The sequence below is a fragment of the Pseudoduganella sp. jia 9 genome (genome assembly GCF_055502615.1).
On the sequence record NZ_JBUPWE010000013.1, the window covers coordinates 98,315 to 117,646 of the forward strand.

At 62.2% G+C, this 19,332-nt stretch carries 18 protein-coding genes and 2 tRNA genes; 3 read left to right on the plus strand and 17 right to left on the minus strand.

Going from position 1 to position 19,332, the window contains the following annotated elements; translation table 11 throughout:
- Window positions 1-6: 6 nt before the first annotated feature.
- Window positions 7-663 (minus strand): pilus assembly FimT family protein, encoded by a 657-nt coding sequence (locus ACY34H_RS18310; protein WP_464978900.1) that lies wholly within the window; start codon window positions 661-663, stop codon window positions 7-9.
- Complete coding sequence (locus ACY34H_RS18315; RefSeq protein WP_464978901.1) at window positions 651-1,073, minus strand: type IV pilin protein; 423 nt, start codon at window positions 1,071-1,073, stop codon at window positions 651-653. The genes ACY34H_RS18310 and ACY34H_RS18315 overlap by 13 nt, the downstream gene beginning before the upstream one ends.
- Window positions 1,074-1,657: 584 nt before the next feature.
- Between ACY34H_RS18315 and ACY34H_RS18320 the strand changes: the two genes are divergently transcribed.
- Window positions 1,658-2,449, plus strand: a complete 792-nt coding sequence (locus ACY34H_RS18320) for a Crp/Fnr family transcriptional regulator (protein WP_464978902.1) — start codon at window positions 1,658-1,660, stop codon at window positions 2,447-2,449.
- Here ACY34H_RS18320 and ACY34H_RS18325 read toward each other — a convergent pair.
- The 12 genes from ACY34H_RS18325 to ACY34H_RS18380 all read right to left on the minus strand — a co-directional run bounded on the left by ACY34H_RS18325 (window position 2,346) and on the right by ACY34H_RS18380 (window position 13,489).
- Entirely contained in the window at window positions 2,346-3,878 is a 1,533-nt protein-coding gene (locus ACY34H_RS18325; RefSeq protein ID WP_464978903.1) for a sensor histidine kinase, read from the minus strand. The genes ACY34H_RS18320 and ACY34H_RS18325 overlap by 104 nt on opposite strands.
- A gap of 201 nt (window positions 3,879-4,079) precedes the next feature.
- A complete protein-coding gene (locus ACY34H_RS18330; RefSeq protein ID WP_131145232.1) occupies window positions 4,080-4,712 on the minus strand; it encodes a response regulator in 633 nt (210 codons plus the stop codon).
- 196 nt (window positions 4,713-4,908) lie between these two features.
- Window positions 4,909-5,295: a MerR family transcriptional regulator gene (locus tag ACY34H_RS18335; RefSeq protein WP_137313433.1), complete on the minus strand. Its 387-nt coding sequence runs from the start codon at window positions 5,293-5,295 to the stop codon at window positions 4,909-4,911.
- A gap of 12 nt (window positions 5,296-5,307) precedes the next feature.
- A complete protein-coding gene (locus tag ACY34H_RS18340; protein ID WP_131149008.1) occupies window positions 5,308-5,655 on the minus strand; it encodes an integration host factor subunit alpha in 348 nt (115 codons plus the stop codon).
- A gap of 345 nt (window positions 5,656-6,000) precedes the next feature.
- Window positions 6,001-8,427 (minus strand): phenylalanine--tRNA ligase subunit beta, encoded by a 2,427-nt coding sequence (gene pheT, locus ACY34H_RS18345; RefSeq protein ID WP_464978904.1) that lies wholly within the window; start codon window positions 8,425-8,427, stop codon window positions 6,001-6,003.
- A gap of 13 nt (window positions 8,428-8,440) precedes the next feature.
- A complete protein-coding gene (gene pheS / locus ACY34H_RS18350; protein WP_464978905.1) occupies window positions 8,441-9,457 on the minus strand; it encodes a phenylalanine--tRNA ligase subunit alpha in 1,017 nt (338 codons plus the stop codon).
- 112 nt (window positions 9,458-9,569) lie between these two features.
- Entirely contained in the window at window positions 9,570-9,932 is a 363-nt protein-coding gene (rplT, locus tag ACY34H_RS18355; RefSeq protein ID WP_130188793.1) for a 50S ribosomal protein L20, read from the minus strand.
- Window positions 9,933-9,956: 24 nt separating this feature from the next.
- The gene (gene rpmI / locus ACY34H_RS18360; RefSeq protein ID WP_057262756.1) at window positions 9,957-10,154 is read right to left on the minus strand and encodes a 50S ribosomal protein L35; all 198 of its coding nucleotides are present in this window, start codon (window positions 10,152-10,154) and stop codon (window positions 9,957-9,959) included.
- A gap of 338 nt (window positions 10,155-10,492) precedes the next feature.
- The gene (gene infC, locus ACY34H_RS18365; protein ID WP_221403833.1) at window positions 10,493-10,972 is read right to left on the minus strand and encodes a translation initiation factor IF-3; all 480 of its coding nucleotides are present in this window, start codon (window positions 10,970-10,972) and stop codon (window positions 10,493-10,495) included.
- Between the two features lie 115 nt (window positions 10,973-11,087).
- A complete protein-coding gene (gene thrS, locus ACY34H_RS18370; protein WP_464979052.1) occupies window positions 11,088-12,995 on the minus strand; it encodes a threonine--tRNA ligase in 1,908 nt (635 codons plus the stop codon).
- Window positions 12,996-13,235: 240 nt separating this feature from the next.
- Window positions 13,236-13,312: transfer RNA gene (locus ACY34H_RS18375), tRNA-Val, on the minus strand.
- A 100-nt stretch (window positions 13,313-13,412) separates the two neighbouring features.
- Window positions 13,413-13,489 (minus strand) — tRNA-Val (locus tag ACY34H_RS18380).
- 124 nt (window positions 13,490-13,613) lie between these two features.
- Between ACY34H_RS18380 and ACY34H_RS18385 the strand changes: the two genes are divergently transcribed.
- Window positions 13,614-14,567, plus strand: a complete 954-nt coding sequence (locus tag ACY34H_RS18385) for a cation diffusion facilitator family transporter (RefSeq protein ID WP_464978906.1) — start codon at window positions 13,614-13,616, stop codon at window positions 14,565-14,567.
- 18 nt (window positions 14,568-14,585) lie between these two features.
- Here ACY34H_RS18385 and ACY34H_RS18390 read toward each other — a convergent pair whose 3' ends face one another.
- The 3 genes from ACY34H_RS18390 to ACY34H_RS18400 form a co-directional block, all read right to left on the minus strand.
- Window positions 14,586-16,829, minus strand: a complete 2,244-nt coding sequence (locus ACY34H_RS18390) for a RelA/SpoT family protein (protein WP_464978907.1) — start codon at window positions 16,827-16,829, stop codon at window positions 14,586-14,588.
- Window positions 16,830-16,964: 135 nt separating this feature from the next.
- Window positions 16,965-17,318, minus strand: coding sequence for a RidA family protein (locus ACY34H_RS18395; RefSeq protein WP_464978908.1), 354 nt, complete (start codon window positions 17,316-17,318; stop codon window positions 16,965-16,967).
- 46 nt (window positions 17,319-17,364) lie between these two features.
- Window positions 17,365-18,252 carry an alpha/beta fold hydrolase gene (locus ACY34H_RS18400; protein WP_464978909.1) on the minus strand — a complete coding sequence of 296 codons (888 nt, stop codon included), beginning with the start codon at window positions 18,250-18,252 and terminating at the stop codon, window positions 17,365-17,367.
- A gap of 150 nt (window positions 18,253-18,402) precedes the next feature.
- On the opposite strand from ACY34H_RS18400, the gene ACY34H_RS18405 reads away from it, so the two are divergent.
- Complete coding sequence (locus ACY34H_RS18405) at window positions 18,403-19,212, plus strand: 3-hydroxybutyrate dehydrogenase (protein ID WP_464978910.1); 810 nt, start codon at window positions 18,403-18,405, stop codon at window positions 19,210-19,212.
- Window positions 19,213-19,332 lie beyond the last annotated feature (120 nt).

Genomic DNA, 19,332 nt, shown 5'->3' on the forward strand with positions numbered 1-19,332 from the left:
GCGGGCTCATTGCGGACATGCCCGCGAATCGGGGGCGGTGGCGGCCGGGTCGCACTTGGACGCCATGCCGGCCAGCGTGACGGCCACCGCGGCGGCCCGTACGTCGGCCGCCAGCGAGGTCGACGGATCGAGACGCAGCAGCGCCAGCCGCTCCGGGATCGTCGTATCGACCCAGCCCAGTTCGGTGAAATACACCGCGCCCGCCCCTTCCGGCGCCATGGTTGGAATCAGGATGTCCGATGGCGGCAGCGATGCTGCCGCGCGGAACACGGAGCGGAAGCCGGCGGCGCCTTCGGGATCGCCCGTTGCCGCGGCGGCGGCCGTCGACCAGTTGCCGGTGTTGTCGGTGCACGGCGTACCCGGTGCGGGGAAGCACAGGTCGACCTGCCAGTCGAACTGCCCGTTCGCACCCGGCGCCAGCACGAAGCGGCTGCGCGCATTGTGCACTACCGCCTGGCGGCGCGCCATCGACAGGCCTTCCAGGTAGAACTCCGCTGCCGCCCTGGCCTTGTTGGCCACGATCCAGTGTGTCATGCCGGGAATGCCGACGGCCAGCAGGATGCCGAGGATGGCGACACCGACCATCACTTCGATCAGCGTGTAGCCGTGCGGCCGCAGCTGGAAGCCCGGCTGCCGTGCCAGTAGCGACCTCAGCTGGAACACTGGCCGCCTTTCTGGTCGACCCAGCAGGAGGTGCTCGTGCCCCAGGCCGGAGTGGCCGTGGTGGCGCGGGTACCGTTCTGGTCGATGGTATAGGTAAAACCGGTCATCCTGGCGCGGCCGGTGGCCGTGATCGTGTAGGTCGACGGCGTTGCGTTGCTTAGGGCATAGGTGAAGTTGGGCGTCGCAGCAGGGAACGCGTTGGACTCGTCGTAGTCGGCGTAGCTGCGGGTGTTGCTCCAGAACTGCTCGGCATTCGCCTGGGCGGCACCCAGCGCGGTGAATGCCTCGGTGGTCCGCGAGCGAGTCACATGGTCGGTATAGGCGGGAATGGCCACGCCCGACAGGATGCCGATGATCACGATCGTGATCAGCACTTCGATCAGCGTAATACCTTGCTGGACGTATTTCATCTGGGCCTCGTTGATGCACGTATTGACGTGCGGCAATTTTACGCCAGAAATTATCGTTTCTTAAGGAAATGAAGAGGCACGAACCGCGCAGCGAAGCGTCCTGTTGTGGAAACGCAGCAGTGGAGACCGCTGGCGTCAGCGAAAGCTTGCCGTGCTTTCAAGCCTCTGTAGGAAGGTGCCTCACCCAAGAGGAATCGGCGCAAGAGGAACCCGGCGCGACCAGGTCAACGGGCGCATCCGCAATGTTGCCGAAAGCAATGTTCGCTGCCGTACCCATAGCCTGGAACTGGCGCAAAACGAGGCTGGGCCTTGCTCTCCGGGCGGCTAACCATCTGGCCACGCCAATCGTGCGCTATTGGCAAGACGAGTATGTTATGGAAATCCGAAGTTTCCGTAGGACTAGACTGACACCTGATCATCTTACCAACCTACACCCGGGCGGAAACCCGTCTTATGTTCGTTACCTACATAGGAACTTAAAGTACTACCAACGCGATCGGCGCCGTGCGGTATCTAACCGAAGGCCGCAATCCATCTTTGAAGCAGCCGACGCGACTTCCTGTACTTAAGCTTGTGAGGACAATATGAACAACACTCAACTTGGCGTTTCCGAAAAAACCACGATGCCGCTCGCCGGCACGCGGGAAGCCACCCGGCCGGTGATCAGCTACAGTGGAACGCAGCAGAACGAGTTGCTGGCCGCACTGCCGCGCGACGTGCTGGAGTCGTTGTTCGAGCACCTGGAACTGGTGCAGCTGCCGTTCGGCAAAGAACTGTTCGAATATGGCAGCAAGCTGGAGAACGTGTATTTCCCCACGACCGCCATCGTTTCGCTGCTGTACGTGATGGAAGACGGCGCCACGACGGAAATCGCCGTGGTAGGCCACGAAGGCGTGGTCGGCGTGTCGATGTTCCCCGGCGAGCGGGCCATGTGCAGCGCGGTCGTGCAGAGCGCCGGCTACGGTTATCGCCTGAAGGCGCAGGCATTGCGCGATGCGTTCAACCAGGGCGGCGCCCTGCCCCAGCTGCTGATGCGCTACAACACGGCGCTGTTTGCGCAGATGGCGCAGAACGCCGTGGGCGGCCGCCACAGCTCGATCGAGCAGAAGCTGTGCCGCTGGCTGCTGGATCGCCTGGACCGCTCACCGAGCAATGAACTGAAAGTAACGCAGGAAATGATTTCGATCATGCTGGGCGTGCGCCGCGAAAGCATCACGGCCGCCGCCGGCAAGCTCCAGGAAGACGGACTGATCACCTACCGCCGCGGCAACATCACTGTACTGGATCGTGCGGGGCTGGAACGTTATGCGGGCGAGTGCTACAAGGTGGCAAAGACGGAATATGATCGCCTGCTCGTTGACGTAGCGGGCTGCTGACCGCCGGTTTCACCTCGTTGTCCTGCGCGCCGGGATCGACCGGGCCGCGCAGCGGAATACGCACTTCGATACAGGTACCCTTGTCGCCGCGCCCGCGGCGGATCGTCAGCGTACCGCCCAGCAGCAGTGCGCGTTCCCGCATGCCGAGGATGCCATGCGACATCGGCTTGGCCAGCGTGTCCGATGCGATGCCAATGCCGTCATCGATGATCCTCAGTACGATTCCCTCTTCCGTTCGCTGCAGCGTGACCGACACGCGGCTTGCCTTTGCATACTTGCGGATATTGGTCAGCGATTCCTGCACGATGCGGAACAGCGCAATCGACAGGCTCGTGTCGCCCTCCCGCACGATGCCGTCGATCTCGGGGCCGATCTCGGTATCGCACGGCAGCTTGGTCATGCGCGAGAAATCGTCGGTGTAGCTGTCGATGGCGGCGCACAGGCCCAGGTTGTCCAGCAGGCTCGGCCGCAAGTTCTCGACGATGCGGCGTTTCAACTCCACCGTTTCCACCAGCGTACTGCGCGCCCGCTTCAACTGGGCCGCCAGCTCCGGATGGGTCTTCTGCAATTGCAGCGTGACGGCGCCAATATCCATGCCGATCGATGTCAGGCTTGCCCCCATCTCGTCATGCAACTCGCGCGACAGGCGGGACTTTTCATCCTCGCTGACGCTGATCAGGTGCCGTGACAGCACCGATAGCTGTTCGGTACGCTGCGCCACCATGGCTTCGAGGTTTTCATTCGACTGCTGCAGCGCGTATTCGACCGCCGCCTGCCGAAGGTAGCTGCGGCTCACCAGCCGGTAGAACATCACCAGCACGACGATCGCGACCGCATTGATGAGGACGCCCAGCACGAGCGCATTGTGGTATTCCTTGTAGAACCTGGCGCTGCGTGCTTCCAGCGTTTCGCTCTGTTCCTGGATCATGATCACGGTTTGCAGGCGAATCTCGTCCAGGCCGCCTTTTTCGTCGCCATAGCGCGAAATATTGACGATCTCGTCGAGGCCACCGTGGTGGTATACCTCGATCGCCTGGCTCAGCATCGACAGCTTGCGCCGGATCAGCGTGTTCAACTGCGCCAGATTCTTCAACTGGGCTGGATTATCGGCGAGCAGCGTTTGCAACTGCCGCACTTCCGCCTCGGTCTTGTCCAGTACACTGCGGGTCGGACCGAGGTAGATCTCGTTGCCGGAAATGAAATAGCCGCGCATGCTGCTTTCCGCGTCCTGCACCAGCACGTCGAGGTACTGGAGCCGCTCGGCAACGCGCGAGCTTTGCAGCACCTGCGCATTGGCGCTTTTCAGGGCCTGCAGGTTATGGAAAAGGAACAGGCCATTGACGATAAGGATCAGCGCGCACGTGACGCACAGAACGGTCTTGTAAAGTGGCAGCCGGTCATGCGGCGCTGCCTTCGCGGTGAAATACATCCTGAAGCATCCTTCGCTGGCGCGGACGGCGGTCGGGTCATTATAGCCCGGCCGCTGTTTTAGTGCCTCTCGGAAATGCTTCGGAGCGGGAATATTGCCCGCAGGAACAACACTGGCATCATCGCCGCCCCAAAACAAAACCGCCAGAACCGGTCCTGGTGGATCGGCGCTGGCGGTCTGGCCTGGCGACGCGCAGTGCGGTCAATCCAGCAGGTTGTTCTTCATTGCATAGTAGGTCAGGTCACTATTCGACTGCAAGCCCATCTTCTCCATGATGCGCGTGCGGTAGGTACTGACCGTCTTGATGCTGAGCGATAGCGCGGTGCCGATATCGGAAACCGTGGCGCCGCGCGCGAGCCGCAGGAAAACCTGGAATTCGCGGTCCGACAACTCCGTGTGCAGCGCCGTGTTCGGATCCCGGTCGAAGCTCTGCGCCAGCAGCTCGCCCACTTGCGAGCTGACATAGCGCCGCCCCTGGAACACGGTGCGCACGGCGGTAATCAGTTCATCGGCTTCGCATTCCTTGTTCAGGTAGCCGTTGGCACCCATCTTGAACAGGTTGAGGGCATATTGCTGTGCTGGATAGCCGGACAGGATCAGCACCGGGAGATCCGGCTGGCCCTGGCGGATGGTACGCAGCGTGTCGATACCGCTCTGGTCAGGCATGGCGATATCGAGCAGCAGGACGTCGCAAATTTCGCGGCGCGCAATATCGAGTGCCTCGCGCCCGGTGCTGCCTTCCGCAACCACGGAAAATTCTTCGGATTGCGAAAAGATCTGTTTGAAGCCTGCTCGTACTATCTGGTGATCGTCACAAATGGCAACGCGTATCATTGTTTCCCTCGTATATCCCTGGCTTGGGAAATTGGCCGTGGATCGCTCGCCGAGCGTCTGTATTTTTCACTAACAGAATTATAACGTTGATATTGTAACACCAATCATTTAACGTTCTGACCCGTTGTCGCGCCTACATATGGGGATGCACGTAGCAAAAAAAAAGACGCCAGAGCGCGCCCTGTAGCGCGGCGCCTTACTTCAACAGACCAAGAATCGCCAGCAATTCGTTGCGGATCATTTCCCGGTCGAGCGGAGGTGGCGGTGGGGGCGTATCGTTATCATACGCTTCCTGGGCGGCGACGCCACGGCTGTCCAGTTTATTGCGCGCGCCGCTGATCGTGAAACCTTGCTCGTAGAGCAATTCACGGATGCGGCGGATCAGCAGCACTTCATGATGTTGATAATAGCGGCGGTTGCCGCGGCGCTTCACAGGCTTGAGCTGGGTAAATTCCTGTTCCCAATAGCGCAGCACGTGCGGCTTCACACCGCACAGCTCGCTGACCTCGCCGATCGTGAAGTAACGCTTTGCCGGGATAGGCGGCAAACTGACCAGTTCGGTCTTGCTGAGGCGATCGTTCATGCCGATCCTTTATCAGGCTGCCCGTGCCAGCGCGGCACTTTCTTCCACCATGCCCTTGAGCTTCTGGCTGGCGTGGAAGGTCACGACGCGGCGCGCCGTGATGGGGATTTCTTCGCCCGTTTTCGGGTTGCGTCCTGGCCGCTGCGGCTTGTCGCGCAGCTGGAAATTACCAAAACCGGACAATTTGACCGCTTCGCCCCGCTCGAGCGCATTGCGGATCTCGTCGAAGAAGGTTTCGACCATATCCTTTGCCTCGCGTTTGTTCAGGCCCACCTGCTCGAACAACAGTTCGGCCAGCTCGGCTTTCGTGAGCGTAGGCAAGCTCTTTTCAGCTTCCTTGCGTACCTTTGCAACCTGCATGGCGCTGTGCAACTCGGCATCCAGCGCAGATTGCAAAACCGCGGTGTCGTTGTTGTTAATTTTGCTGCCCTGCCTTTACAAAGTACGGGGTCCGGCAATGCCGGACCCGCTGATGTGAACCGAATATTGACTATTCTGAATGAATGCTGCAGCGCACGGAAGTGCTGCACGGTACTTACTGTCGAGCTTAAGCCCGGTCTAAGTCATTGGCAAAGCCGTGTAAATAAATTATCACAGTAAATTTATTACAACAACTTTGCCAAGACCCGGATATGTGCCGCTGGGCGGTGTGCGCGGCGCTTGTTTATTTCGCCGCACCTGCCTGACCCTTTCGCACATCCCTCTTTACTTTCGCACCTGCGCGCCAAGTTTTTGTGTCGCAGCATCAACCAGCGAACCCATCAATGCATCGACGATTTCGTCCTGCAGGGTTGTTTGAGTATCTTGCAAGCTAAAGCGGAAAGCAAGCGATTTCTCGTCCGACGCAAGGCCGACGCCACGGTATTCATCAAACAAAACAATGGCTTGCACAATGCGCGCATGCTCGCTGGCGGCGACCGTGGCGGCGAAGACGTCCAGCAATTGCTGGGCCGCGACGGTTTGCGGGACAACCATTGCCAGGTCGCGATTGGTGCCGGGGAACTTGGAAATCTCGGTATATTTCGGCACCGAACGTTGTTGCAAAGCAACCACATCGACCTCGAAGACCACCGGTGCCTTCGGCAGATCATACTGCTGCAGCCAGCGCGGGTGCAGCTCGCCGATGAAGCCGATTACCTTGCCGTCCAGCGACACGGAAGCTGCGCGCCCCGGATGCAGGGCCGGGTGATCCAGCTTGGCAAAGCGCAGCTGGGCGGGCGCGAACAGCGCTTCCAGGTCGGCCTTGACGTCGAAGAAGTCGGCATCCTTGGCCGGCAGCCCCCATTGCTCGTCCGCCTGCCCGCCATAGGCAATGGCGCCGATGCGCTGCGGCTGGTCGTAGCCCGCCACCGTCAGCGGTCCATCCTGCACGCCGGCATCGCGCCGGTAAACGGCACCCACCTCGAAGACACGCACACGCGGCGCCTTGCGGTTGACGTTGTAGCGCACGTTCGCGACCAGGCTGCCGATCAGCGACGAACGCATGACGGACAGCTGGCTGGCGATCGGATTCTGCAGCCTGATCGGGTCGGCGTTGCCATTGAAGTCCAGCTCCCACTGGGCTTCCACGAAACTCATGTTGACCACTTCCTGGTAGCCCAGGCCGGCCAGCTGGTGACGCACGGCGAACACCGAGCGCTGGCTTTCCGGCGCGATGCGCATCGTGTTCTCGGCCACCGGCGGCTTGGCCGGGATGTTCTCGAAGCCGTATACGCGTGCCACTTCCTCGATCAGGTCTTCCTCGATCTCGATATCGAAGCGGTAGCTGGGCGCCGTGACACTGAACACGCCGTGATCCACCGTGAACGGCAGCGCCAGGCGCGTGAAGATATCGGCGATGACTTCATCGGTCAGCGGCACGCCGATGACCTTCTGGGCACGCGCGGTGCGCAGCTGGACCGGCTTGCGCTCCGGCAGGTTGACAACCTGGTCGTCGATCGGCCCCACCCTGGTCTCGGGCGTGCCGCAGATTTCCAGGATCAGCGCGGTGATGCGCTCGATGTGCGCGGGGATCGTCGCGTAGTCGACACCGCGCTCGAAGCGGTGCGCCGCGTCGGTGGAAAAGTTGTACTTGCGGGCACGGCCCTGGATCGCGTTCGGCCACCAGAACGCTGCTTCCACGTACACATTGACCGTGTCGAGCGACACGGCGGTGGCGTCGCCGCCCATGATGCCGGCCAGCGATTCCACCTGTTCAGCGTCGGCCACGACGCCGACCCATTCATCGACGGAAACAGTGTTACCGTTCAGCAGCTTCAGGGATTCCCCGGCCTTGCCCCAGCGCACTTCGAGGCCGCCATGGATCTTGTCCAGGTCGAACACGTGCGATGGGCGGCCCAGTTCGAGCATGACGTAGTTCGAGATGTCGACCAGTGCCGACAGCGAACGCTGGCCGCTGCGCTCGAGGCGCTGCTTCATCCAGTCAGGCGTTGCCGCCTTCGCGTTCAGGTTGCGGATCACGCGGCCGGCAAAGCGGCCGCACAGGTCCGGCGCGGCGATGCTGACCGGCAGCTTTTCGTCCAGTGTGACGGTCGCAGCGGCGCTCGCCGGCGCATTCAGCGGGGTGCCCGTCAGCGCCGACACTTCGCGCGCCACGCCCAGCACGGACAGGCAGTCGGCCTTGTTCGGCGTCAGCTTGATCGTGAATTTCAAGTCGTCCAGCGCATAGTAGTCGCGGAAGTTCGTGCCCACCGGCGCATCGTCCGGCAACTCGAGCAGGCCGCCGTGGTCTTCCGACAGTTTCAGTTCGCGCGCCGAGCACAGCATGCCCTGCGATTCGACACCGCGCAGTTTCCCGACCTTGATTTCAAACGGCTTGCCGTCCGCGCCGGGCGGCAGCACGGCGCCGGCCGTGGCGCAAGCGACGCGCAGGCCTTCGCGCACGTTCGGCGCGCCGCACACGATGTTGAGCAGCGTGCCGGTGCCCACGTCGACCTGGCACACATTCAGGCGGTCGGCATTCGGGTGCTTCTGCACTTCGCGCACGTGGCCGACGACGACGTTGGTGAACGGCGGCGCGACGGGTTCCACTTCTTCCACTTCGAGGCCGGACATCGTCAGCAGGTGGGACAGCTCATCCGAACTCATCTTCGGATCGACCATCGTGCGGAGCCAGTTTTCAGAGAATTGCATGATCAGCTTCTTCTTAGTTGAATTGTTTCAGGAAGCGCAGGTCGCCTTCGTAGAACAGGCGCAGGTCGTTGACGCCGTAGCGCAGCATCGTCAGGCGCTCGAGGCCGGAGCCGAACGCGAAGCCGATGTATTTTTCCGGGTCCAGCCCGAAATTGCGCACGACGCTCGGGTGCACCTGGCCCGAGCCGGACACTTCCAGCCAGCGGCCCTTCAGCGGGCCGGAACCGAAGGCGATGTCAATTTCGGCCGACGGTTCGGTAAACGGGAAGTACGACGGCCGGAACCTGACTTGCAGGTCGTCCGTTTCAAAGAAGGCCTTCACGAAGTTCAGGTACACGCCCTTCAGGTCGGCAAAGCTGATGTTCTCGGCGATCCACAGGCCTTCGACCTGGTGGAACATCGGCGAGTGGGTGGCGTCGCTGTCGACGCGGTAGGTGCGCCCCGGGGCAATCACCTTGATCGGCGGCTGGTGGCTGCGCGCATAGCGCACCTGCATCGGGCTGGTATGCGTGCGCAGCAGCAGCGGCTTGCCGGTGCTGTCGTTGCCTTCGATGTAGAAGGTGTCCTGCATCGAGCGGGCCGGATGGTTTTCCGGGCTGTTCAGGGCCGTGAAGTTGGTCCAGTCTGTTTCGATCTCGGGGCCGGCGGCCACCTCGAAGCCGATCGATCGGAAGATCGCCTCGACCCGTTCCCACGTGCGCATCACCGGGTGCAGTCCACCGGGAGCGCGGCCGCGGCCAGGCAAGGTCACGTCGATCGCTTCGGCATTCAGGCGCTGCTGCAGCTGGGCTTCGGCCAGCGCGTCGCGGCGCGCGGTCAGCGCGGCTTCGATCTGCTGCTTGGCAGCGTTGATCAGCGCGCCTTGCGCTTTCTTTTCCTCGGGCGCGAGCTTGCCGAGGCCTTTCATCAGTTCGGTAATCTGGCCAGTCTTGCCAAGGTACTTGGCTTTGGCGTTTTCAAGTGCGGCAGCGTCCGCGGCGGCGAGGAAGTCAGCCTGCGCGACGGAAACGATTTGTTCGAGGGAGTTCATCCGACTGATTTTCCTATGCTGGAAATGTAAAACGGGGCACCGGTCGTTATCCCGTGCCCCGCTCTTCGCGCCGCCCATCGGGCGGCACGCAACATCGATTGCCAATGCTTAATTAGGCAGCAGCGATCTTTGCTTTCACGGCGTTGACAATCGCGGCAAACGCCGGCTTGTCCATCACAGCCATATCGGCCAGGACTTTACGGTCCAGTTCGATAGCGGCTTTCTTCAGGCCATTCATGAAGACGCTGTAGGTCAGGCCGTGTTCGCGCGAAGCCGCGTTGATACGGGTGATCCACAGTGCGCGGAAGACGCGCTTCTTGTTACGACGGTCGCGGTAGGCGTACTGGCCAGCGCGCATGACTGCTTGCTTGGCAATACGGTAAACCTTGCTGCGACGACCGCGGTAACCCTTGGCCTGGTTTAATACTTTCTTATGACGGGCACGCGCGGTAACCCCACGTTTTACTCGAGGCATAGTAGCTCCTTAATGAGTGTGAGATTAAGCGGACGGCATCATGCGCAGGACGCTGGTGACGTCGGACGCATTGATGTTACGGGTGCCACGCAGCTGACGCTTGTTTTTGGTGGTCTTCTTGGTCAGGATGTGACGCTTGAACGCCATACCCGACTTGACGGTACCACCCGGACGCACGCGAAAACGCTTCTTCGCGGAGCTTTTGGTCTTCATTTTTGGCATAACACATCTGTCCTCGCGGACAGCTCCAAATAACAGGATCGCAGGTGGCAACAACACGTTGCGCTTGGGTGCCTGCTTTCACTTGTTGATGCAGCGGCGGCTGGGCCACTACATGTTGCGGATTTGATCCCGCAAATTCTTGTTGCCGTGCTAGGGAGCACAAAGGCTCAAACCGGTGTCCGACACTGCGTGTCCGACACCAACCCGCGGCAGCCGGCAATTATACCCGCTTTTTGCAACTGCGCACCAGCACTGCCGCTGCGTAATTGGAAAAACGCCTGTGGCCTCCGCCTTAAAAACCCGAGGCATGGTTGGAATCCGCCTCGGGAACCGCAGGCTTACCGAGGCGGATTTTTTTTCTTGGGGGCAATGACCATGATCATCTGGCGGCCTTCCATCTTCGGGAACTGTTCGACCTGGCCATGCTCTTCCAGGTCGGACTTCAACCGTTCCAGCATGCGCATGCCGATGTCCTGGTGGGCCATTTCGCGCCCGCGGAAACGAAGGGTGATCTTCGTCTTGTCGCCTTCTTCCAGGAACTTGATCAGGTTGCGCAGCTTGATGTTGTAGTCGCCATCGTCAGTACCGGGACGGAATTTGACTTCCTTCACGGAGATGACTTTCTGCTTCAATTTGGCTTCGTGCGCTTTTTTCTGCTCGGAATACTTGAACTTACCGTAATCCATCAGACGGCAAACCGGTGGCTGCGCGGTCGGCGCAATTTCCACGAGGTCCACGTTCGCTTCTTCCGCCAGGCGGAAGGCTTCGGCCAGGCTCACGATGCCCAGCGGCTCATTATTGACACCGGAAAGACGCATTTCCGGTGCCGTGATTTCGCCATTGATGCGATGCTGCGACTTGTCAGTAGCTATTGCAGTTTCCTTTAAAAATTTTGTATGGTGGCCGGTTACGAGGACTTAACGATCGTCCCCGTCAGGCTTTGCTGGCAACATCCTGCTGGAGTCGCTCAACCAGGGCATCGATGGACATTACACCCAGATCGACATTGCCCCGCGCGCGCACGGCCACGGTATTGGCATCCCGCTCTTTATCCCCGATGACGAGGATGTAAGGCATTTTTTGGACGGAATGTTCGCGTATTTTATACGTGATCTTCTCGTTGCGCAAATCAGCCGTGACGCGGAAGCCCAGCTTGCGCAGCCTGGCAGCCAGTTCGGTGGCGTATGCCGCCTGCCCTTCCGAAATATTCAGGATGGACACCTGCACCGGCGCCAGCCACATCGGCAGTGCCCCCGCGTAGTTTTCGATCAGGATGCCGATGAAGCGCTCCATCGAACCGACGATCGCGCGGTGCAGCATGACCGGCGTCTTCTTCGTGTTGTCTTCCGCGACATATTGCGCGCCGAGACGTTCCGGCATGAAGAAGTCGACCTGCATCGTGCCGACCTGCCACGGGCGGCCCAGCGAATCCTTCAGGTGGTATTCGATCTTCGGACCGTAGAACGCACCCTCGCCCGGCAGCTCCGTCCACGTCACGCCGCAGGCGCGCAGGCCCTGGCGCAGCGCCTCTTCGGCGTCGTTCCATACTTCATCGGTGCCGATGCGGTTATCCGGGCGCAGCGCCAGCTTCACCTCGATATTGGTGAAATCGAAGTCATCGTAGACTTCCATCGCCTGCTGGTGGAAGGCCACCACTTCCGGCTCGATCTGCTCGTGCGTGCAGAAGATGTGGCCGTCGTCCTGCGTGAAACCGCGCACGCGCATGATGCCGTGCAGCGCGCCCGACGGCTCGTTGCGGTGGCACTGGCCGAACTCGCCATAGCGCAGCGGCAGGTCGCGGTAAGAGCGCAGGTCGCTGTTGAAGATCTGCACGTGGCCCGGGCAGTTCATTGGCTTCAGCGCGTACTGGCGGTTTTCCGATTCCGTGACGAACATGTTTTCACGGTAGTTGTCCCAATGCCCGGTCTTGGCCCACAGGCTGGCATCCAGGATCTGCGGCGCCTTCACTTCCTGGTAGCCGTTGTCCTGGTATTTCTTGCGCATGTATTGCTCGACCTGCTGCCAGATCGTCCAGCCCTTCGGATGCCAGAACACCAGGCCCGGCGCCTCGTCCTGGAAGTGGAAGAAGTCCAGCTGCTTGCCGAGTTTCCGGTGATCGCGCTTCTCCGCCTCCTCCAGCATGTGCAGGTACTGCTCCTGCTCTTCCTTCTTGGCCCAGGCCGTACCGTACACGCGCTGCAGCATCTCGTTCTTCGAGTCGCCGCGCCAGTAGGCGCCGGCCAGCTTCATCAGCTTGAACACTTTCAGCTTGCCGGTCGACGGCACGTGCGGGCCGCGGCACAGGTCGGTGAACTTGCCTTCGCTGTACAGCGACACGTCTTCATTGGCCGGGATCGAGCTGATGATTTCAGCCTTGTACTCTTCGCCGATCGACTTGAAATACGCCACCGCTTCGTCGCGCGGCAGCACCTTGCGGGTCACCGGCTCGTCTTTCTTGGCCAGCTCGGCCATCTTCTTTTCGATCGCCACCAGGTCGTCCGGCGTGAACGGGCGCTTGTACGAGAAGTCGTAGTAGAAGCCGTTTTCGATCGTCGGGCCGATGGTCACCTGCGCGTCCGGGAACAGCTCCTTGACGGCGTAGGCCAGCAAGTGGGCCGTCGAGTGACGGATCACGTCCAGGCCTTCGGGATCCTTGTCGGTCACGATCGCCACGTCGGCATCCTGCTCGATCAGGAACGAGGTATCGACGACCTTGCCGTCGACCTTGCCTGCCAGCGCGGCCTTGGCCAGGCTGTTGCTGATATTGGAGGCCACCTGGGCCACGGTTACCGGCGCATCGAACTGGCGCACGGACCCATCGGGAAGTCGGACTGATACCATCATTGATCTCCAATCGGCACGGGGCCGCGTATTAAATGAGCTGAACTCAACTGAAATGAAGGGGAAATGCGAAAAACCCGGACGAAAAAAAACGCGGACTAGCCGCGTTATCTTTCAATTTGAAAAAGCCAAAGAAAGCCGATCGACTAGCGTCACTCACCAAACCTTAGCGGTTGTAGTTCGCGGTGTCATAACCGGATTGCCTTTCTCGCTCTTACATTGACTGTTACTGAAGTATTCTGGTGGGCGGTGAGGAATTCGAATCCCCGACCCCTTGGATGTCGACCAAGTATTCTAACCAGCTGAACTAACCGCCCTCTTGCACTACCTGACTACCACTACCTGACTACCATTTGCTGCTCTACTGCCTTGAAGTTGATGAGGTTGCTTCACACCGTGAAGCAAGCCTTCGCATTCTGGTGGGCGGTGAGGAATTCGAATCCCCGACCCCTTGGATGTCGACCAAGTATTCTAACCAGCTGAACTAACCGCCCAATGCCGAGCATTATAGAGAGCCGCCGCCGATAAGACAAGGGCCAGAATGAAATTGCCCCGCAAGCGCTCCCGGCCATAACTCCCCACTGCCAGCAGGGACGCAATCATGCGCGGCCGGAACGCATGCTATATTTTTGCCACACCCTCGACCGTATCGCGATGAACGCCACCAGCCACCTGCATGCCCACCTGAAGGGCGACGCCAAGTACAAGCACCAGCGCGCCGACCGCAGCCTGTCGATCCTGGCCTGGGCCGTCGGCCTGACGCTGACCTTTGCCGGCGTCGAAGTCGTGGCCGGCTTCATGGCCAACTCCCTCGCGCTGATCGCCGACGCCGGCCACATGCTGACCGATGCCGCCTCGCTGGGCCTGGCACTGCTGGCGCAACTGATCGCCAAACGGCCGCCCTCCTCGCGCTACTCGTTCGGCTTCGGCCGCGCCGAGGCGCTGGCTGCCTTCGTCAACGGCCTGGTCATGCTGCTGGTGATCGGCTGGATCGTCTACGAGGCGGCGCACCGCTTCGCCCAGCCGCAGGCCGTGCAGGGCGGCGCCGTGGCCGGCGTGGCCGCGATCGGCCTGGTGGTCAACGTGCTGGTCGCGCTGGTGCTGTCGCGCGACCGGGAAAGCATGAACACCCGCGCGGCGCTGGTGCACGTGATGGGTGACATGCTCGGTTCCGTGGCCGCGCTGGCCGCCGGCATCGTGATCTACTACACCGGCTGGATGCAGATCGATCCGCTGCTGTCGCTGCTGGTGTCGCTGCTGCTGCTGAAATCCACCGCGGGCATCCTGCGGGAATCGGGCCACCACCTGATGGAGGGCGTGCCGGACGATATCGATTATGAAAAGGTGGGCGACGACCTGGAAGGCGTCGAAGGCGTCAGTTCGGTGCACGACCTGCATGTGTGGGACATGGCGCCGGGCCAGCCGGCGCTGATCGGCCACGTCGAAGTGCCCGACCTGCAGCACTGGCCCGCCACGCTGAAGGCCATCCGCGCCATGCTGCTGGAAAAGCACGGCATCGATCACGTCACGCTGCAGGCCGAACTGGCCGGCAGGCAGGGGCGGCCGCAGTAGCGGCGCCGCCATTTCACATCAGGCGCGGCGCGCCTCCAGCACGCCCGTGACTTCCGAGATCGCGGCCAATGCCTTGTGCACCTGCGCCGTCGAGCCGATTTCCGCGGTAAAGGTCATGCGTGCCTGGCCTTTCGCGCTTTGCGTGTTCACGCCGATCACATTGATCTTCTCGCGCGAGAACACTTCGGAAATGTCGCGCAGCAGGCCCTGGCGATCGCCCGCCAGCACGAACAGGTCGACCGGGTAGACGGTATCGCCGCGCCCGTCACCCCATTCGGTGACGATGACGCGTTCGGGCGCCTTCATCCGCATCTCGGCAAAATTCTTGCACGACAGGCGATGGATCGACACGCCCTTGCCGCGCGTGACGAAACCCACGATCGGGTCCGGCGGCGCCGGCTTGCAGCACCTGGCCAGCTGCGTCATCAGGCCCTCCGTACCCACCACCAGCACGCCGGACTTGGCGCCCTGTTCGGTCGACGATGCGCGGCTCTTGTTCAGCACCACGGCATCCTCGGGCGGCGCCGGCTCGACATTGTCGTGCAGCGCATGCTCGACGTGGCGCAGCGAGAATTCGTCCTTGCCCACCGAGAGGAACAGGTCGTCCACCTTGCCGAAGCCCAGCTTCTGGGCCAGTGCTTCCAGGTTCACGGCAGTCTTGCCTTCGCGCTGCAGCGATTTTTCCACCAGCGACCGGCCGTGCGACAGCGTTTCCTGCACATCGATCGCATGGAACCACGCGCGCACCTTGGCGCGCGTGCGGTTGCTGACGGCATAGCCGGGGCTCAGCCAGTCGCGCGACGGGCCGGCCGTGCCGGGCGCGCCCTTGGCGGTGATGATCTCGCAGGTCTGGCCGCTCTTGAGCGGCGTATTGAGCGGCACCATCACGCCATCCACGCGCGCGCCGCGGCAGCGGTGGCCGACGTCGCTGTGCAGGTGGTAGGCGAAATCGATCGGCGTCGCGCCGACCGGCAGTTCCAGCACCCGGGCCTGGGGGGTCAGCACGAAGATGCGGTCGTCCAGCGCCGCTTCCTTCAGCTTCTCCACCCATTCGCGCTGCAGTTCCTCCTGGCCGACCACGGCGTCGGCCACGTCGGTCTTCCACGCCAGCAGCTGGCGCAGCCAGGCAATCTTCTCGTCGTATTTCTGGCCCTGGAAGCTGGAATTGCCCTCTTCCTTGTAGCGCCAGTGCGCGGCCACGCCATATTCGGCGAAGCTGTGCATTTCCTGCGTGCGGATCTGCACCTCGAGCGGCCGGCCGTCGTCCGCCATCACCACCGTGTGCAGCGACTGGTAGCCGTTCGGCTTCGGCCGCGAGATGTAGTCGTCGAATTCCTTCGGGATCGGCGTCCAGATGTTATGGACCAGGCCGAGCACCGCATAGCACGCCTTCACGTCCGCCACGATCACGCGGAAGGCGCGCACGTCGTACAGCTCCGTGAAATCGAGCTCCTTGCCGCGCATCTTGTTCCAGATGCTGTAGATATGCTTCGGCCGGCCGAACACCTCGGCCCGGATGCCGGCCGCGGCCAGTTCCGACTGCAGCCGTTCGATCGATTGCGTGACGAAGCTTTCGCGCATCATGCGCTTCTCTTCGAGCATCTTGGCGATGCGCTTGTAGTTCTCCGGCTCGATGAAGCGGAACGACAGGTCTTCCAGTTCCCACTTGATCTGCCAGATGCCGAGCCGGTTCGCCAGCGGCGCGTACAGATCGAGGGTTTCGCGGCCATAGGCGCGCGTCATGTCGTTGAATATCTTCTGGTCGGCGAACCAGCGCAGCGTGCTGCAGCACGAGGCAAGCCGCACCAGCACCACGCGCATGTCGCTGGCCATCGCCAGCAGCATCTTGCGCAGCGTTTCCATCTGCGCCACCGCCTGCTGCGCGGCGTTCTTGCCGCGCGTGGCGGCGGGCGAGCCCTGCGTCAATTCGCGCAGCCGGATCAGCTGATGCACGCCGATGACGAGGTCGGCCACTTCCTTGCCGAATTTCGGTTCGATCGCGATGCCCTGCGCCGGATCGAGCAGGCACAGCTCGAACAGCAGCGCGGCAATGCGCGTGGCCGCGTCGGTATTGAGCAGCGCCAGCGTGCCGGCCGCGCCCACGGCGAAATCGAAGGCCGGCTGGCCGCTCGTGCACAGCTTGCCCACATAGGCCTCGCCGGCGAAATCGAGCGCGGCAAGCACGCGCGCGCCGTCTTCCTTGGACAAACCCTGCACCAGCTGTTCGGACGTTGCGCTGTTCAGCGCCGCGATGGATACCATGACAAAACCTTTGCTGCTCGTCCAGCCGCCGTTCAACAGCCGGACCACTGCCTGAATTGGCAGGAAGCCGATGGCCATTGACCAGTGTCGGCTACCCTCGTACTGCGCGTGAATCTTACCGGCAAGCGCGGCGGATCAACGCTGGGCGGCGACCACCACGATCTCGATCAGCCAGGCCGGGTTGGCCAGGTTCGCCTGGACGGTGGCGCGCGGCGGCGTATGGCCTTGCGCGACCCACTCTTCCCACACTTCGTTCATGGCCGCGAAGTCCGCGAGGTCCTTGATGAAGATCTGGGTGGACAGGATGCAGCTCTTGTCGCTGCCGGCTTCGGCCAGCAGCTTGTCGATCGACGCCAGCACTTCGCGGGTCTGGCCCTTGATATCGGCATCCGGCTCGTTCGCGGCGACCTGGCCTGCCAGGTACACGGTGTTGTTGTGGATCGCCACTTCGGACATGCGCTTGCCTACGTACAGTCGTTTGATTTCCATTTCTTCTCTTTTCTACGGGTTCAACAAAAATAGGGTGAAGTAAACACTACGTTCCAGCAGCTTCCAGCAGGAACGCGCGCGCGACGGCGATCTGGTCGGCATGCACGAACGTCGGCGCGTGGCCCACGCCGGCGAATTCCGCCAGCCGGGCACGCGGCCCGCGCTGCGTCATCATCTGCGCCGTCGCATGCGACAGCAGATCCGACTCCGCGCCGCGCACCAGCAGCGTGGGACAGCGGATCGCATCGTAGGCGGCCCACAGCAGGTGCTCGTCGGCCGCCACCGACTCGGGTGTCGCGGCGCGGAACGGCTGCGCCAGCGCCAGGTCGTAGTGCCGCACCCAGCTGCCGTCGGCATCCTGGCGCAGCACGTCGCGCGCCATCTTCTGCCATTGCTGTTCGGTATGCGGGCCGAACGACGCCGACACATCGCGCACGAATCGCGCACCTTCCTCGAATGTAGCGAAGCGCACGTCCTGGCCGATGTAGTCGCCGATGCGGCGCAGCGCCGCGGGGTCCAGCACCGGGCCGATGTCGTTCAGGACCAGCCGCTCGATGGGGCTGTCCGGCAGCGATGCCAGTCCCATGCCGATCAGCCCGCCCATCGAGGTGCCGAACCACCCCACCTTGCCGTCGCCATCGGCCAGCACGCGCGCCAGCAGCGTGACCATGTCGCTGACGTATTGCGGCACCCGGTACAGGTCCGGGTTGCGCAGCCGGCCGGAGCGGCCGCGGCCCACCACGTCCGGGCACACCACGCGGTACTCGTCGGCCAGCGCGCGCGCCAGGTCGTCGAAATCGTCCGACACCCGCGTCACGCCATGCACGCAGACCAGCACTTTCGGGTTCGACGGATCCCCCCATTCCTGGTAGGCCATGCGGTGCAGGCCCGCCGGAGAAAGGCACTGCACCGACTTCAACGCTGGTTCGATCATCCTGGCCTCCTGCCGGGTCTTGGTTTTTGGGCTACATTCTACCGTGCGTTGCCGCTAAAATCCCTTGCAAGTTTAGCGTAGCGTAGAGGAGCACCGGCAACAGCAGGCCGGAACCGGCGGCACGGACCGCCATCAACTATGGAGCAGACCATGAGCAGCACACCTTCGAACGGCACTATCCTGGCCGGCAAGACGGCCCTCGTCACGGGGTCCACCTCCGGCATCGGCCTGGGCATCGCACGCGCGCTGGCCGCGCAAGGCGCCAATATCGTGTTCAACGGCTTCGGCAATGCCGACGACATCGCCACCCTGCTCGCCGCCACGGCGCAGGAATTCGGCGTGCAGACCGTACACCACAATGCCGACATGAGCAAGCCGGCCGAGATCGAGGCGCTGTTCGCGTTCGCCGCCGAAAAATTCGGCGGCGTCGACGTGCTCGTCAACAACGCCGGTATCCAGTTCGTCGCCAATGTCGAGGACTTCCCGGTCGAGAAATGGGATGCCATCATCGCCATCAACCTGACTTCCGCCTTCCACACCAGCCGGCTGGCCCTGCCGCGCATGCGGCAGCAGAACTGGGGCCGCATCATCAACCTCGCCTCCGCGCACGGCCTGGTCGGCTCGGCCGGCAAGTCCGCCTACGTGGCCGCCAAGCACGGCCTGGTGGGACTGACGAAGGTGACCGCGCTGGAAACGGCGCAGACCGGCGTGACGGTCAATGCCATCTGCCCCGGCTTCGTGCTCACGCCGCTGGTGCAGAAGCAGGTCGACGACCGCGCCGCGCGCGACGGCCTGAGCAACGACGAAGCCAAGCGCGCGCTGCTGGCCGACAAGCAGCCTTCCGGCGACTTCGTCACGCCCGAACAGCTGGGCGGGCTCGCCGTCTTCCTGTGCAGCGACGTGGCCAGCCAGGTGCGCGGCGCGGCCTGGAATGTCGACGGCGGCTGGGTCGCCCAGTAAGCAAACGCGGCCGGCAACGGCCGCAACGCTCCCTTCCTCCAGTTATGGGAGCGCTATCGTGAATAATTTACAACAGTATCCCGAGCGATACCTTATCCTCCTCGCAGAGTGAAACTCACG

What these genes read in the sequence shown, in the direction of transcription:
- ACY34H_RS18315 (WP_464978901.1), bottom strand. Translation starts at nt 1,073, where the DNA reads ATGAAATACGTCCAGCAAGGTATTACGCTGATCGAAGTGCTGATCACG.
- ACY34H_RS18320 (WP_464978902.1), top strand. Translation starts at nt 1,658, where the DNA reads ATGAACAACACTCAACTTGGCGTTTCCGAAAAAACCACGATGCCGCTC.
- ACY34H_RS18325 (WP_464978903.1), bottom strand. Translation starts at nt 3,878, where the DNA reads ATGTATTTCACCGCGAAGGCAGCGCCGCATGACCGGCTGCCACTTTAC.
- ACY34H_RS18330 (WP_131145232.1), bottom strand. Translation starts at nt 4,712, where the DNA reads ATGATACGCGTTGCCATTTGTGACGATCACCAGATAGTACGAGCAGGC.
- ACY34H_RS18335 (WP_137313433.1), bottom strand. Translation starts at nt 5,295, where the DNA reads ATGAACGATCGCCTCAGCAAGACCGAACTGGTCAGTTTGCCGCCTATC.
- ACY34H_RS18340 (WP_131149008.1), bottom strand. Translation starts at nt 5,655, where the DNA reads ATGCAGGTTGCAAAGGTACGCAAGGAAGCTGAAAAGAGCTTGCCTACG.
- pheT (WP_464978904.1), bottom strand. Translation starts at nt 8,427, where the DNA reads ATGCAATTCTCTGAAAACTGGCTCCGCACGATGGTCGATCCGAAGATG.
- pheS (WP_464978905.1), bottom strand. Translation starts at nt 9,457, where the DNA reads ATGAACTCCCTCGAACAAATCGTTTCCGTCGCGCAGGCTGACTTCCTC.
- rplT (WP_130188793.1), bottom strand. Translation starts at nt 9,932, where the DNA reads ATGCCTCGAGTAAAACGTGGGGTTACCGCGCGTGCCCGTCATAAGAAA.
- rpmI (WP_057262756.1), bottom strand. Translation starts at nt 10,154, where the DNA reads ATGCCAAAAATGAAGACCAAAAGCTCCGCGAAGAAGCGTTTTCGCGTG.
- infC (WP_221403833.1), bottom strand. Translation starts at nt 10,972, where the DNA reads ATGCGTCTTTCCGGTGTCAATAATGAGCCGCTGGGCATCGTGAGCCTG.
- thrS (WP_464979052.1), bottom strand. Translation starts at nt 12,995, where the DNA reads ATGGTATCAGTCCGACTTCCCGATGGGTCCGTGCGCCAGTTCGATGCG.
- ACY34H_RS18385 (WP_464978906.1), top strand. Translation starts at nt 13,614, where the DNA reads ATGCTATATTTTTGCCACACCCTCGACCGTATCGCGATGAACGCCACC.
- ACY34H_RS18390 (WP_464978907.1), bottom strand. Translation starts at nt 16,829, where the DNA reads ATGGTATCCATCGCGGCGCTGAACAGCGCAACGTCCGAACAGCTGGTG.
- ACY34H_RS18395 (WP_464978908.1), bottom strand. Translation starts at nt 17,318, where the DNA reads ATGGAAATCAAACGACTGTACGTAGGCAAGCGCATGTCCGAAGTGGCG.
- ACY34H_RS18400 (WP_464978909.1), bottom strand. Translation starts at nt 18,252, where the DNA reads ATGATCGAACCAGCGTTGAAGTCGGTGCAGTGCCTTTCTCCGGCGGGC.
- ACY34H_RS18405 (WP_464978910.1), top strand. Translation starts at nt 18,403, where the DNA reads ATGAGCAGCACACCTTCGAACGGCACTATCCTGGCCGGCAAGACGGCC.